This window comes from Stenotrophomonas sp. LMG 10879 (assembly GCF_002750935.1).
GTDB classification, from domain to species: domain Bacteria; phylum Pseudomonadota; class Gammaproteobacteria; order Xanthomonadales; family Xanthomonadaceae; genus Stenotrophomonas; species Stenotrophomonas lactitubi_B.
Genome location: NZ_PEJT01000006.1, coordinates 18,138 through 32,048 on the forward strand (window position 1 = coordinate 18,138; position 13,911 = coordinate 32,048).

The window sequence follows — 13,911 nt, forward strand, 5'->3', positions numbered from 1 at the left end:
CGGCATCGGCATCGGGACGAAAAGCAGCCGAGCGTGGGCTCGGCTCTACAGAAGACGTCACCCCGCGCTACCGCCCAGCGCCTTGAACAGCGTCACGTCGTTGTTCAACTGGCTCTGCCGCACCCGCGCCAGTGACAGTTCTGCATCGCGCCGGGTCTGCTGCGCTTCCAGCCAGGTGCGCAGATCGGTGGCGCCCACGCGATAACGCACTTCCTGCGCGCGCTCCACTTCCACCGCTTCGTCGTAGGACGCCTGTGAGGCGGTCACCTGGCGCAGCAGCTGCTCACGTGCGGACAAGGCGTTGTCCACCTCCGACAGCGCGGTGTACAGCGTCTTGCGGAAGGTGCTGGCGGCGATCTGGTAGTTGGTACCGGCCACGTCCGTATCCAGCTGCGCGCGCTGCAGGTTGAGGAAGGGCAGCGACAGGCCAGCTCCCAGCGTCGCCACCGGATTGCGCAGTACATCGCCCAGCGAGGTCGCGCTGGAACCGAGGCTGCCGGTCAGGCTAAATGCCGGGTAGTACTGGGTGGCGGTCACCCGGATCGTCTTCAGGCTGTTGCGCAGCCGCAGCTCGGCCGCGCGCAGGTCGGGCCGGCGGCCGAGCAGGTCGGCCGGCAGGCCTTCGGCAATGGTCGGGCTCTGCGCCTCCAGCAGGTTCTGCGGTTCGTCCTGCTGCGGCCACGGCGTGCCATCCAGCAGCACGGTCAGTGCATTGCGCACTTCCACCCGCTGTTGTTCCAGCGCGCTCTGCGCCGAACGCTGCGACTGCAGGTTCTGCAGTGCCTGGCGTACTTCCAGCCGCGAAACCGCACCGGCATCGAAGCGTGCCTGCACCAGTTCATGCGTGCGTTGCAGCCGCTCGAGGTTGGCCTGGCCGGTGGCGATGGACTGGTTGAGATAGGCCAGTGCCCAGTACTGGTTGATGACATCGCCGATCACCAGCAGGGCGGTGTTCTGCCGGTCTTCTTCGCTGGCGTCGGCTTCCCAGCGGGCGATGTCGCGCTGGGTGCGCAGGCGGCCCCACAGGTCCACCTCCCACCCCAGCGACACACCGGTGGAATAGCTGCGGCGCCAGTCGTCGGCCTGGTCGGTGGCGCGGCTGCCACTGCCGCTGACGCCGGACGACGAAGGCTGCGGCCACAGCGCGTTGCTGGCCAGCCCGGCCTGCAGGCGTGCACGCTGCACGGCCAGGCCGGCGGCACCGAGGTCGCTGTTGGCAGTCAGCGCCTGCGCCACCAGGCGGTCCAGGCGCGCATCGCCGAAGCCGGTCCACCAGCGGTCCTGGCGGATGTCGCGCGCCGGGGTGTCCAGGCCGCTGCGCGGGTCGTCGGCCGGCGCGTTGAGGGTCGCATCGCCACGACCATAGGTGGCGGCAACGCTGGGGTCCTCAACCGGATAGCGGCCTACCGAAGCGCAGGCCGAGAGTGCAAGCAGCACGGCGCCGGCAAGCAGCAGGCGCGAGGGAGCAGGGAACGGCAGTCGGGTCATCATCTTCATTCGCGGGCCAGGGCCTCCACCGGGTCGAGCTGGGCGGCACTGCGTGCCGGCAGGAAGCCGAACGCCACGCCGATCAGGGTTGAACAGGCGAAGGCGGCAATGATGGAAGCGGTGGAGAACAGCACCTGGAAATCGCTTGCGAAACGGCCGATCAACACGCCCATCAGCAGGGCCAGGCCGATGCCGAGCACGCCGCCGAGCAGGCACACCAGCACCGCTTCGATCAGGAACTGCTGGCGGATGTCGCTCTGCCGCGCACCCACCGCCATGCGCACGCCGATCTCGCGGGTACGCTCGGTCACCGAGACCAGCATGATGTTCATCACGCCGATGCCACCGACCAGCAACGCGATGGCGGCAATGGCGCCGATCAGCAGGGTCATCGTGCGCGTGGTCTGTTCGATGGTGTCGCGGATCTCGGCGCTGTTGCTGAGGAAGAAGTCCTCGGTGCCGTGGCGCATGGTCAGCAGCCGGGTGATCGCTTCCTGCGCCGCATCCATCGGTGTTTCATCGTTCACCCGCACGGTGATGCTGGAAACATGGCTCTGACCGAGCATGCGCGACATCACCGTGGTGTAGGGCACGAACACGCTCAGGCTGGTGCTGCCGCCGAAACCGAAGCTCTGCTTCTTGGCCACCCCGACCACGCGCACCGGCACGTTGCCCAGCAGGATCACCTGGCCGATCGGGTCGCTGTCGGGGAAGAACTGGGTCCTGGTGTTCTCATCGATCACCGCTACCTGGCCGAGTCCCTTCACCGCATCGGTGTCGAAGAAGCTGCCGCTGAGCAGGCTCACGCCCTTCACCCGGAAGTACTGCTCGCCGACGCCGCTGATCTGCGCGGTGGCCGACTGGTTGCGGTAGCGCGCGGTGACCGAGCTGGACACGCTGGGGGTGGCGCTGTCGACGTAGCTTTGCCGCGACAGGGCATCGGCATCGCTGGCCTTGAGGGTCTGCACCCGCGCCGACCGCATGTCGCCGAATCCGCGACCGGGGTAGACGTCGATGGTGTTGGTACCCAGTGCGCTGATGTTCTGCAGGATCTGCTGCTGCGAGCCATTGCCCAGCGCCACCACCGATACCACCGAAGCGATGCCGATGATGATGCCGAGCATGGTCAGGAAGGTACGCAGGCGGTGGGCGTTCATCGCCAGCAGGGCCATCCGGAACGCTTCGGTGAAGCGGTCGCGGGCAGCCAGCCAGCTGCTGCCATGGGCGACGCCCGCGCTCGGTTCGCGTTGCGCTCGGTAGCTGGGCGCGGCCGGATTGGCGCGGTCGGCAATGATCTCGCCGTCGCGGATCTCGATGATGCGTTGTGCGTGCTCGGCGACGCTCATGTCGTGGGTGACGATGATGATGGTATGGCCTTCGGCATGCAGCTCACCAAGGATGGCCATCACCTCTTCGCCGGATTTCGTATCCAGGGCGCCGGTCGGTTCGTCGGCCAGGATCACCTCGCCACCGTTCATCAACGCACGCGCGATCGACACGCGCTGCTGCTGGCCACCGGACAGCTGCCCGGGCTTGTGGTGCATGCGGTCGGCCAGGCCGAGGCGCTGCAGCAGCTGCTCGGCACGCGCGGTGCGCACCGGGCCGGGGCTGCCGGCATACACCGCTGGCACGGCCACATTGCCACGCGCGTCGAGATCGCCCAGCAGGTGGTAGCGCTGGAAGATGAAACCGAAGTGCTCGCGGCGCAGCTCGGCCAGCTCGTCGGGCGCCATTTTCCCGGTCTCGCGGCCCGCTACCTGGTAGCTGCCACGGGTCGGGCGGTCCAGGCAGCCGAGGATGTTCATCAGCGTGGACTTGCCCGAGCCGGACTGGCCGACGATGGCCACCATCTCACCAGCATGGATGTCCAGGTTGACGTCGCGCAGCACGGCGATGACGTCCTCGCCGGCCGGGAATTCGCGTCGCAGGTCGCGCAGGCGCAGCAGCGGCGCCGTCGTGCTCATCGGCGCCCCATGCCCGGGCCGCCGACCCGCATCTGCATGCCGCCGCGGTTGCCGCCACCCGCGGCTGCCGCAGCGCCGCCTTCGCCGACCACCACCCGCTCGCCTTCCTGCAGGCCGGACAGGATCTCGACGTTGGCGCCGTTGTTGATGCCGACCTTGACCTTGCGCGGCTGCGGCTGGCCCTTGTCATCGACCACCCGCACGATGCGCTCGCCGTCGCGCGACTTCGGGCCGAGTGCAACAGCCGGCACCATCAGCACGCCCTTGGCCTGCTTCAGCAGCACCGAGACCTGTGCGGTCATGTCGATGCGCAGGGTGCCATCGGGGTTTTCCACGTCGAACAACGCGTTGTAGTAGACCGCGCTGCTGGAGCTGGAACTGGACGAGCTGCTGGAACTGGACGAGCTCTCGTTGGCGATCGACGCCGGCGCCGGATTGATCTGCCGCAGCGTGGCGTGGTACTTGCGGTCCGGGTCGCCCAGCGTGGTGAAGTACACCGGCATGCCGGCCTTGATCTTGACCACGTCGGCCTCGGAGACCTCGGCGTTGACGGTCACCACGTCCAGCCGCGCCAGCATCACGATGGTCGGTGCGGTCTGGTTGGCGTTCACCGTACGGCCTTCCTCGGCCACCACCGCCACCACGGTGCCGTCCATCGGCGCGACGATGCGGGTGTAGGCCAGGTTGGCACGGGCGGTGCCCAGTTCGGTTTCGCGGCCCTTGATCTGCGCTTCGTAGGACTGCAGCTGCGCACGCGCGGTCTTCAGCTGGGCCTCGGCCGCATCGTATTCCTGGCGCGAGGTGGCTTCGGCCGCCAGCATCTGCTGCTGGCGTGCGAACTCCAGTTCGGCCTGCCGCAGGGTGGCCTGCTGCACCGCGCGCTGCGCGGTCACCTGGTCCAGCGAGGCCTGGGCATTGAGTACCTGGTTCTGCTGGGTGGTGGCGTCGATTTCGGCGATCAGGTCGCCTTCCTTCACCGTATCGCCCAGCTGCACCTTCAGCGACTTGATCTGGCCGGAGGCCTGCGCACCGACGCTGACCAGCTTGTAGGCGTCGATCACGCCGGTCGCTTCCACCGTCTGCTCGATGTCGCCGCGGCTGACCGGGGTGGTTGCCAGGGCCGGTGCGGCCGGCTTGCGCAGCAGCCACCAGGCGGACACGGCGGCGATCAGGACAAGCAGGGCGATCAACATCAGGCGACCCTTGCGGGTCGCGGGCAACAGGCGGGAGATCACGTGGCGGCTTCACTCTGGGGGCCGCAGTGGCGGCGTTGGTGGGCATTGTGAAGATCGAGCGACGCTGTGCTCAATCCTCGGGGTGTGTCTCTATGTAACACTGTCTGCGAGACGGCGTATCAGCAGGTATCCCGCACTGCGGGGGATACAGTGGTACGCATTGGCCTGGATGCGGTTCAGCTGCCGACACGGGATGATTCGCGACATGGAGACTGAAAACCCGATGCACCGTTTGCTGATCGTCGATGACGACAACGATATCCGCACGCTGCTGGCCGAGCAGCTCGGCCGCGCTGGCTACCAGGTCAGCACCGCCGCCGATGGCACCAGCATGCGCCAGCTGCTGGAACGCGAGCACGTGGACCTGATCGTGCTCGACCTCAACCTGCCACGCGAAGATGGCCTGACCCTGTGCCGCGACCTTCGCGCGCGCTCGAACACGCCGGTGATCATGCTCACCGCGCGCGCCGAGCCGATCGACCGCGTGCTCGGCCTGGAAATGGGCGCCGATGACTACCTGGCCAAGCCGTTCGAACCGCGCGAACTGCTGGCGCGCATCCGCAACGTGCTGCGCCGTACCGAAGCGCTGCCGGCCAACCTGGAACCGCTGGCGGTGCGCCGTGCGCGTTTCTCGCGCTGGATCTTCGACCTGGAGCATCGCCACCTGGTCGATCCGGACGGGCGCGTGGTGGTGCTGTCCGGCGCCGAGTTCCGCCTGCTGCGGGTGTTCATCGCCCATGCCAACAAGGTGCTCTCGCGCGAGCAGCTGGTGGCCCTCAGCAGTGGCCGCAACTATGAAGCGCAGGACCGCGCCATCGACCTGCAGGTCAGCCGGCTGCGCAACAAGCTGGCCGATGACGGTGGCCCCGATGGCCTGATCAAGACCGTTCGCAACGAAGGCTACGTGCTGGCCTCGGCCGTCAACCTGGAATAAGCCGCGATGAAGCGCCTGCGCCACTTCCTGTCCTCGATGGTCGGACGGCTGTTCGTGATCCTGCTGCTGGGCATGAGCGTGGCCGCGATCGGCGCGACCATGCTGGCCAGTTCCAAGCGGCAGCAGGAGTTCGAGCGGCAGAACCTGAACCGCATCGCCGATCGCCTGCAGGGCTACATCAACCTGCTCGACGGCAACCCGGAGCTGCGCGAGCGGCTGCTGGAGATCGGTGGCCCCAGCGTGCGCGCACTGCAGCCCGGCGCGCGCATCGGGCGCGCCGACAAGGCGCTGATGGAAGTGCTGGAGGACCGCCCCGGCCCGGTGTCGCGCGCACATGTGCACTTCGCCTCGTTCCGTTCGTGCATTCCCAAGCTGCAGGACCTGCTGCCGCCGCCGCCGCCGGGCCACCACAAGCCGCCGCGCGAACGCGATCCCACCTTCATCCCGCCCAAGTGCCGGGCGGTGGACGTGGTGCTCAACGACGGCACGTTGCTGAAGCTCGCCCTGGATTCGCCAGCGATCGCGCACAACGGCATCCTCGCCGTGGACCCGCTGTTCCTGACCCTGCTGGTGCTGGCCATTGCCGTGCTGGCGTATGTGGTCGCACGCATGGCCAGTGCGCCGCTGCAGGAGCTGGCGGCCGCTGCCGAGGACCTGGGCGATGACCTGCAGCGAGCGCCATTGCCGCTGCGTGGGCCACGCGAAGTGCAGCGCGCCGCCGAGGCCTTCAATGCCATGCAGCATCGGCTGCAGCGCCACTTGGCCGAACGCACGCAGATGCTGGCCGCGATCACCCACGACCTGCAGACGCCGCTGACCCGGCTGCGCCTGCGTTTGGAAAACGTGACCGACGAGACCCTGCGCGAGCGCCTGATCGGCGACCTGGCCGCGATGCAGGCGCTGGTACGCGAGGGTCTGGAACTGGCCCGAAGTGCGGAGAGTGCCGAACAGCGCGCCGCGCTGGACCTGGATTCGTTGCTGGAGAGCATCGTCGAGGACACTGCCGAGGACGGCGCCGACGTCGTCTTCGAAGGCCGCAGCGGCGCAGTGCTGATGCTGCGCCCGTTGGCGATGCATCGCCTGTTCTCCAACCTGGTGGACAACGCGGTGATGTACGCACAGCGCGCCCGGGTGCGTGTCGAGCGCGGCGAGGGCACGATCACGGTGGTCATCGCCGATGATGGTCCCGGGCTGGCGGATGACCAGCTGGAAGCCGTGTTCGACCCGTTCGTGCGGGTGGAGACCTCACGTTCGCGCGAGACCGGCGGTGCCGGCCTGGGCCTGACCATCGCCCGCGCGCTGGCCGAAAAGGACGGTGGCCGGTTGTGGCTGCGCAACCGCCCCGAAGGCGGGCTGGAAGCAGTGGTGCAGTGGTCGACCAGCGCCGAGGCCCGGTAGCAGCGACGATCCCCGACCCGGTTGCGCCGGGCTGCCCCGGCCGCGGTGACGCCAATGGTGGGGTTTGCCCTATCATCTGCGTACTTCCCCATTCTTCGTCCGATGAGCCTGCCTGTTCCTGCCGGCATGCCGCCCTGCGCGGTGCGGCTGTCCCCGTTCGCGTCTGCTGCCGCCACCGGCATCCGCAGCTGGCCGCCGCCGCTGCGCTGATGGGCGGGCAGGGGGCGGGCAGGCGCCGGGCGGGGCGCCACGCGGAGAGGATCGGTCGCCTGCTGCGACTGGGCATGCTGTGGCTGCTGCTGGCGATGGCCGCGCCGCTGGCTGCGCAGAGTGGCGCACCGCCGCTGCGCGACTACGCCATCGACGTGTGGACCTCGCGCAATGGTCTTCCGCACAACTCGCTGCGCGACATCGCGCAGACCCCGGAAGGCCACCTGTGGTTCGCCACGTGGGAAGGCCTGGTGCGCTACAACGGCCTGGATTTCACCGTGTTCGACCGCAGCACCCGGCCGGGGCTGCGCGACAACGGCATCGGCGCGCTGCTGGTCGACACGCAGGGTGGTCTGTGGATCAGCGACTCGCGGGGTAATGTCAGCCACCGCGGCAGCGATGGCCAGTGGCGGGTCTGGGAGCATCAACCGGATACGCCGCAGGTACTGATCCAGTCCATGCAGATGGACAGCCAGGGACGCCTGTGGCTGCTGTATGAAGGCAAGGGCATCGCCTATCTGACCCCGGACAAGGGCATCGTCTACCAGCGTCCACCGCCGGACCTGCCGCTGGCGATGAGCTTCACCAAGATGGCGGTCGACGCGCAGGACCGGGTCTGGATCGGCACCCTCGACGGCCTGGTGCTGCGTGACAACGACGGCGTGCTGCAGCGCGCGCCGGCGGCCTGGGGCGTGGACAAGGGGCTGTCGTGGCCCTACCGCGCACCCGATGGTGCGCTCTGGATCGTCGCGGGTGAGCGCCTGTACCGGGTGGAGGATGATCGCCTGGTGCTGGTGCACCGGCTGCCCGGCCAGCTGCACTTGACCGCGATGCTGCAGGACCGCCATGGCGACCTGTGGCTGGGTACCGAGAACCAGGGCCTGCTGCGCATTTCGGCGCATGGCCTGGAGCGCCTGCCAGCCGGTCTGAACCTGCCCGGCGGGCGTGTGGTCAGCCTGCGCGAGGATGCCGAGGGCAGCATCTGGGTGGGTGCCAACGGCGGCCTGTATCGCCTGCGCGAAACCCTGTTCAGCAGCTACACCGAACGCGACGGCCTCAGCGGCGACTACGTCCGCACGGTGCTCGAAGACCGTGATCGCCGCCTGTGGGTGGGCAGTGCCAGCGGCCTGGACCTGCAGACCGCCGACGGTCGATTCCGCGCGATGCCGCTGCACAACCGCGGTGGCAAGGCGCCCTCGGTACTGAGCCTGGCCCAGGATGCCGGCGGCGATCTGTGGGTGGGTACCTTCGGCGACGGCATCTACCGCTTGCACGCCGATGGACGCCTTCGCCACAACTACGCGGCGGCCGATGGCCTGCCCGGCGGCAACATCCGTGCGATCAGCATCGCGCCTGACGGCGTGGTCTGGGCGGGGACGCAGAAGGGCGTGGTCCGTATCGAGGGTGACAAGGTCACCGTGCCCACGATTGCGGGCATGCCGGCAGGCCTGACCACCGCGCTGGAACACGATCACCAGGGAAATCTGTGGATCGGCACCATCGAAGGCATCCGCGTGCTGCGCGGTGATCGTGTGCAGTCGATCGACCTCGCGCCGCTGGGCGGGGGGCGCAGCGTGTTCGGCTTCCACCAGATCGGCGATGCGATGTGGATCAGCAGTGATCGTGGGCTGTACCGCTGGCAGCGCGGCACGCTGGCGCGCGTGGGGTTGGAGCAGGGCATGCCGGTGGATGCGGTGTTCCAGCTGGTACCCGATCGACTGGGCAATGTGTGGATCAGCAGCAACCGCGGCGTGCTGCGCACCGATATGGCCACGCTCAACGCCGTGGCCGACGGACGCGCGCCGCGGGTAACCGTGGAGCGTTACAACGAAATCGACGGCATGGCCAATGCGCAGGCCAACGGCAGTTCCGGTCCCTCGGCGATCCTGCGCCAGGACGGCACGTTCTGGGTGGTGACCGCCGGTGGCCTGAGCATGGTCGACCCGCAGCGGCTGCAGCGTTTCCGTGAACGCCCGGCACCGCCTGCGGCAATCGAGAACGTACAGGTCGACGGTGCGCCGGTGCACTGGGAAGGCTCCGAGCGCAACCTGATTCCCGGTGGGCGACGGCTTGCGGTGAGCTACGTGGGCCTGAGCTACCTGATGTCTGATCGCATCCGCTACCGCACGCGGCTGGAGGGTCTGGACAACGGCTGGGTGGAGCGAGGCCCGCAGCGCAGCGTGGAGTTCGTCGGCCTGCCGCCTGGCGATTACACGCTGCACGTGGCCGCCTCGCACCCGGGTGGCAGCTGGGGCCATCAGGAAGCGCTGTGGAGCTTCACCGTCGAGCCGTTCTGGTGGCAGCGGCACAGTGTGCAGGCATTGATCGCGCTGGTGCTGCTGGCCGCGCTGGTGGCGCTGTACCGCTTCCTGCTGCAACAGTACAAGGCCAGCAACCTGCGGCTGGCGCGCCGCGTGGATGAGGCAACCTTCGACCTGCAGGCGCAGACCGTGCACCTGCAGGCGTTGAACCAGGAAAAGACCGAGCTGGCCGAGCGCCTGGCGCGGCAGGCCGAGGCATTCGAACGACAGGCCCGCGAGGACGCGCTGACCCGGCTGGCCAACCGTCGTGGTTTCGACGAGGCGCTGGCCCGTGACTTCGCCCGCGCCCAGCGCAGCGGCCATCCGCTGTGCCTGGTGGTGCTGGACATCGACCACTTCAAGGACGTCAACGACCAGCACAGCCACAGCATCGGTGATGCAGTACTGGTGGAAGTGGCGCAGGTGATCGCCGCAGCCAGTCGCGATTCGGACCTGCCGGCACGCACCGGCGGCGAGGAATTCGCGCTGCTGCTCAACGACACCCGGCTGGAGGAGGCAGCACAACTGTGCGCGCGCCTGCGTGGCCTGTTCCATGACCACCCGGACTGGGCCGGCATACCGGGCCTGCGGGTGACCTTCAGTGCCGGCCTGGTGGAACTGGATGGCGACGACCGCACCCCGGCGCTGCTGTACCAGCGTGCCGACCGTGCGTTGTACCGCGCGAAGAGCGACGGCCGCGATCGCACGAGCATCGGTTGATCCAGTGCGAAGCATCCACGCATGGCGTGGATCTACTGGAGTGCCGCATCAACGGTTGGCACCCATCAAGCGCAGCGACCCGCTGTTGCTCCCGCGTTTCTGATCTTTCCGTGGCGCCCAGCAACGTGTCCGTGGCCGGGCGGGTGGGCTGCGCAGGGGCGTGAGCCGCATGGATGCGGCGACCGAGCTTACAGGGACGTACTTGCAGCGTCCCCTGCGCAGTCCACCCGCCCGGCCTTGACCGGAATCGCTGTCAGCCCGCCACGAGGGGCTCCGCCGTTGGCCGCCTTACCGCGGCCAGGCGTTGGCGATCGTGCAGAACAACCGCGCCGTCTGCTCGGTGTCATACACCGCGCTGTGCGCCTCGTTGGCATCCCAGCCCAGCCCGGCCGCCGTGGCCGCGCGCGCCAGCACGGTCTGACCGTAGGCGATGCCCGCCAGGGTGACCGTATCGAACACGCTGAACGGGTGGAACGGATTGCGCTTGTGCCCGGTACGGGCGACGGCCGCGTTGACGAAGCCCAGGTCGAAATGGGCGTTGTGGCCGACCAGGATCGCGCGCTGGCAGCCGTACTTCTTCATCGCCGCACGCACTGGGGTGAACACGTGATCGAGCGCCGCCTTCTCTTCCTTGGCCAGCCGGAACGGATGGTCGAGGATGATGCCGGTCACTTCCAGCGACTTCGGGTCGATCTCCAGGCCCTCGGCCGGCACCACATGGGCGCTGGCGGTCTGGCCGGGGTAGAGCAGGCCGCTCTCGTCCATCTCGATCGGTACGGCGGCGATTTCCAGCAGCGCGTTGCGCTGGCTGTCGAAGCCGCCGGTTTCAACATCCACCACCACTGGCAGGAAGCCGCGGAAGCGTTGTGACATCGCGCGCTGCGCCTGGGGTACGTCGGGAACAGGGGCGGCGGCAGGTGCGGAAGTGGGGTCAGTCATGTACGGATTCTAGCAGAGCGACCCTGAGCGCCCGGGATCCTGGCAGGTGCCAACCTTGGTTGGCACACCGCGCGCCGACCAAGGTCGGCGTCTACCGGACCGCGCGACGTGCGCCGACCAAGCTCGGCATCTACCGGATCGCGGGCTGCGCCGTGGGCCCCGACGGATACCACCGCGCCAGCACTGCATCCACGCTCAGGCGCCCGGCGCCGGTGAACAGCAGCGGCAGCAGCATCGCCATGAACAGCAGTGGCAGTTTGAAGTTGCCAAAGCCCTGGTCGCTGATCGCGTAGCCCATCGCCAGATCGCCCAGCGAGCTCCATTCGGCCGGCCAGTGCACCGCGTACGTTGCCACGACCGTCAGCATCAGCAGGCTGGCGGCGGCAAAGCGGGTGCCAAAGCCGAACAGCAGGCACGCTGCGCCCACCAGTTCGAACCAGGTGGCCAATTGCCAGTTCAGCGCGGCGGGCAACTGGTCGAAGGGGAACGGGAATGCGCCCTGCAGGTCGGCGAACCAGTTCTCGCCGTGCAGCTTCTCGCGCCCGGATTCGAAGAATTCCCAGGCAAGCAGCAGGCGCAGGCCAAGCGGGGCCAACCACGGGGCGAAACGGTCCAGCTGGCCGCGGGTTGCGGCCAGGATCGGGGTCTTCATCGGTGAATCTCCTGGAAGAGGGCGTCAGGGTGAAGCGCGGAGCGGACCGATCACGCCGGCACGCAGGAACTGCTGCAGCAGTTGCGCACCCGGGGCCGACAAGGTCTCGGGATCGAGGTGGTGCAGGGCGGCCAGTTGCTGCAGCTGTTGTTGGCCGGTGGCCCCGGGCGCCTCGCCGATCAGCGTCAGCAGATGCACCGCCAGACGGGTCAGGGTGGCAAAGCGCACTGCGCCATCGGCATCGCGCCGTACCAGCAGGCCGGTGGGCTCTGCCGGTGGTTGCGACGGTGCATCGTCGCTACCCAGTTGATACACCGGCCAGTGGTACAGCAGCGGCCAGGCCAGTGGCGAGCGCCGCAACGGCACCTGCAACGGATCGATGTCGCCAGGTTCCGGCAGCGGATCAGCCTGCAGCTGGTACAGCGCGGTCTCCACCCACTCGTAGTGGGCCAGTTCGGCCAACGCCGGGTGCGGCAGCGCCGGCTGCGCTTGCAGCCACTGCACGAACTCGGCCGCCAGCTCGGTGAACAACGGGGTGTGGCAACGGTGGCTGGCGAAATAGTGGCGCACCAGCGCACCCCAGGCCGGTTCGCCCAGCAGGCGCACGCAGACCGGGAAGCCGTTGCTCAACAATCCCAGCAGATTGTTGAACAGCAGGCGTTCGTACACCGCCACCCGGCGCGGGTCCATGCCGGGCGGCGCCGGCACCTGCGCCGGATCGCGCAGGTGTGCGGTGAACGCGTGCTGCTGCGCGCGCAGTCGTTCGGGAGCATCAGCCATGGGCGGCTCCAGCATGCACGGCCTGCAGGCGGTGGATGGTCTGCAGTTCGCCGCGCAGCTCGGCGTAAGGCGGGAAATTGAAGTCGCGTTCGAGCAGGGTAGGGCGCGGGCCGATGCGCGCGTAGGTACGCGCCAGCAGATCCCACACCGGATCGATCACCGGGCTGCCGTGGGTGTCGATCTTCAGGTCCGGAGCGTCGTCCAGGTGCCCGGCCACGTGCAGGCAGACGATGCGCTGCGCGGGCAGGCCGGCAATGAACGTATCGGCGTCGTAGCCGTGGTTGCAGGCATTGACGTAGACATTGTTGACGTCCAGCAGCAGATCGCAGTCGGCCTCGGCCAGCACCGCATTGGTGAAGGCCAGTTCGTCCATCATTGGTTCCGGGGCCAGGTAGTACGACACGTTTTCCACGGCGATGCGGCGGCCGAGGATGTCCTGCACGCGGGCGATGCGTGCAGCGGTGTGGCGTACTGCTTCATCGGTGAATGGAATCGGCAGCAGGTCGTACAGATGGCCCTCGTCGCTGCAGTAGCTGAGGTGTTCGCTGTACAGCGGCACCCGGTGTTGCTCAAGAAAGGCACCCACCTGTGCCAGCAGCTGGGTATCCAGCGCTGCGCTTCCACCCAGTGACAACGACAGGCCGTGGCAGCTCAACGGATGGCGCGTGGCCAGTTCGGCCAGCGCGTCACCGGCGGGGCCGCCTACACCGATCCAGTTCTCCGGCGCGCACTCGAGGAAATCGAAATCGCCGGCGGGTGCGTCGCGCAGGTCCTGCAGCAGGGCGCGGCGCAGGCCCAGGCCCACGGCCGCCGCGGGAAGCGGCGACCGCGGGTGGACGACGCCGGCGCGGACGTCAGTGCTTGCCACCGCACTTGCCTTCGCCGCACTTGCCTTCGGCCGACTTCTTGTCGCCGCCGGTCTTGGCCTTGGCGTCGGCACCGGCCGCTGCCTTGCCCTTGTCGCCGCCGCACTTGCCTTCAGCGCTCTTGCCGTCGGCGCCACACTTGCCTTCTGCATGCTTGGCCGCGTCGGCGGATTTCGCATCGGTCGCCTTCGCGTCGGTGGCCTTTGCCGCCTGGCCGGCAACCAGATAACCCTGGGCGAGATCGCTCATGCTCAGGGCCGAGGCGGAGGCGGTCATGCCGAGGCCTGCGGCCAGGGCGGTGGCGGTCAGCAGGGACAGCGTCTTGTTGGAGGTGCTCATCGGTCGTGCTCCTGGGTGGTGGGCGGGTGCCCGTGGTGAAGCGATGGTGCAGCGATCCTACTCAACGAATCCTCGCCGGGAGTTCA

Annotated in this window: 11 protein-coding genes; 3 read left to right on the forward strand and 8 right to left on the reverse strand. The window is 68.2% G+C overall.

The annotated features are described in order from the left end of the window. Positions 1-57: 57 nt before the first annotated feature. Genes CR919_RS10415 through CR919_RS10425 form a run of 3 tightly spaced genes read right to left on the reverse strand, consistent with a single transcriptional unit; the run spans position 58 to position 4,687 of the window. Positions 58-1,497 (reverse strand): TolC family protein, encoded by a 1,440-nt coding sequence (locus CR919_RS10415; protein WP_099819974.1) that lies wholly within the window; start codon positions 1,495-1,497, stop codon positions 58-60. Then, positions 1,494-3,452: a MacB family efflux pump subunit gene (locus CR919_RS10420; protein WP_099819975.1), complete on the reverse strand. Its 1,959-nt coding sequence runs from the start codon at positions 3,450-3,452 to the stop codon at positions 1,494-1,496. The genes CR919_RS10415 and CR919_RS10420 overlap by 4 nt, the downstream gene beginning before the upstream one ends. After that, the gene (locus CR919_RS10425; protein WP_099819976.1) at positions 3,449-4,687 is read right to left on the reverse strand and encodes an efflux RND transporter periplasmic adaptor subunit; all 1,239 of its coding nucleotides are present in this window, start codon (positions 4,685-4,687) and stop codon (positions 3,449-3,451) included. The genes CR919_RS10420 and CR919_RS10425 overlap by 4 nt, the downstream gene beginning before the upstream one ends. Before the next feature lie 205 nt (positions 4,688-4,892). Between CR919_RS10425 and CR919_RS10430 the strand changes: the two genes are divergently transcribed. The 3 genes from CR919_RS10430 to CR919_RS10440 all read left to right on the forward strand — a co-directional run bounded on the left by CR919_RS10430 (position 4,893) and on the right by CR919_RS10440 (position 10,249). Continuing rightward, entirely contained in the window at positions 4,893-5,621 is a 729-nt protein-coding gene (locus CR919_RS10430) for a response regulator (RefSeq protein WP_025875399.1), read from the forward strand. A gap of 6 nt (positions 5,622-5,627) precedes the next feature. Further along, the gene (locus tag CR919_RS10435; RefSeq protein WP_099819977.1) at positions 5,628-7,019 is read left to right on the forward strand and encodes an ATP-binding protein; all 1,392 of its coding nucleotides are present in this window, start codon (positions 5,628-5,630) and stop codon (positions 7,017-7,019) included. A 284-nt stretch (positions 7,020-7,303) separates the two neighbouring features. Further along, positions 7,304-10,249 carry a ligand-binding sensor domain-containing diguanylate cyclase gene (locus tag CR919_RS10440; RefSeq protein ID WP_243380076.1) on the forward strand — a complete coding sequence of 982 codons (2,946 nt, stop codon included), beginning with the start codon at positions 7,304-7,306 and terminating at the stop codon, positions 10,247-10,249. 288 nt (positions 10,250-10,537) lie between these two features. On the opposite strand, the gene rnt is transcribed toward CR919_RS10440, so the two are convergent. The 5 genes from rnt to CR919_RS10465 all read right to left on the reverse strand — a co-directional run bounded on the left by rnt (position 10,538) and on the right by CR919_RS10465 (position 13,825). Next, the gene (rnt, locus tag CR919_RS10445) at positions 10,538-11,122 is read right to left on the reverse strand and encodes a ribonuclease T (protein WP_099819979.1); all 585 of its coding nucleotides are present in this window, start codon (positions 11,120-11,122) and stop codon (positions 10,538-10,540) included. A 196-nt stretch (positions 11,123-11,318) separates the two neighbouring features. Next, positions 11,319-11,840: a DoxX family protein gene (locus tag CR919_RS10450; RefSeq protein ID WP_099819980.1), complete on the reverse strand. Its 522-nt coding sequence runs from the start codon at positions 11,838-11,840 to the stop codon at positions 11,319-11,321. A gap of 24 nt (positions 11,841-11,864) precedes the next feature. Then, a complete protein-coding gene (locus CR919_RS10455) occupies positions 11,865-12,620 on the reverse strand; it encodes a putative DNA-binding domain-containing protein (protein WP_099820200.1) in 756 nt (251 codons plus the stop codon). Continuing rightward, complete coding sequence (locus CR919_RS10460) at positions 12,613-13,488, reverse strand: DUF692 domain-containing protein (protein WP_099819981.1); 876 nt, start codon at positions 13,486-13,488, stop codon at positions 12,613-12,615. The genes CR919_RS10455 and CR919_RS10460 overlap by 8 nt, the downstream gene beginning before the upstream one ends. Beyond that, positions 13,475-13,825, reverse strand: coding sequence for a hypothetical protein (locus CR919_RS10465; RefSeq protein WP_099819982.1), 351 nt, complete (start codon positions 13,823-13,825; stop codon positions 13,475-13,477). Before CR919_RS10465 ends, CR919_RS10460 begins: the two co-directional genes overlap by 14 nt. Between the last annotated feature and the right edge of the window lie 86 nt (positions 13,826-13,911).

What these genes read in the sequence shown, in the direction of transcription:
- CR919_RS10415 (WP_099819974.1), bottom strand. Translation starts at nt 1,497, where the DNA reads ATGAAGATGATGACCCGACTGCCGTTCCCTGCTCCCTCGCGCCTGCTG.
- CR919_RS10420 (WP_099819975.1), bottom strand. Translation starts at nt 3,452, where the DNA reads ATGAGCACGACGGCGCCGCTGCTGCGCCTGCGCGACCTGCGACGCGAA.
- CR919_RS10430 (WP_025875399.1), top strand. Translation starts at nt 4,893, where the DNA reads ATGGAGACTGAAAACCCGATGCACCGTTTGCTGATCGTCGATGACGAC.
- CR919_RS10435 (WP_099819977.1), top strand. Translation starts at nt 5,628, where the DNA reads ATGAAGCGCCTGCGCCACTTCCTGTCCTCGATGGTCGGACGGCTGTTC.
- CR919_RS10440 (WP_243380076.1), top strand. Translation starts at nt 7,304, where the DNA reads ATGCTGTGGCTGCTGCTGGCGATGGCCGCGCCGCTGGCTGCGCAGAGT.
- rnt (WP_099819979.1), bottom strand. Translation starts at nt 11,122, where the DNA reads ATGTCACAACGCTTCCGCGGCTTCCTGCCAGTGGTGGTGGATGTTGAA.
- CR919_RS10450 (WP_099819980.1), bottom strand. Translation starts at nt 11,840, where the DNA reads ATGAAGACCCCGATCCTGGCCGCAACCCGCGGCCAGCTGGACCGTTTC.
- CR919_RS10455 (WP_099820200.1), bottom strand. Translation starts at nt 12,620, where the DNA reads ATGGCTGATGCTCCCGAACGACTGCGCGCGCAGCAGCACGCGTTCACC.
- CR919_RS10465 (WP_099819982.1), bottom strand. Translation starts at nt 13,825, where the DNA reads ATGAGCACCTCCAACAAGACGCTGTCCCTGCTGACCGCCACCGCCCTG.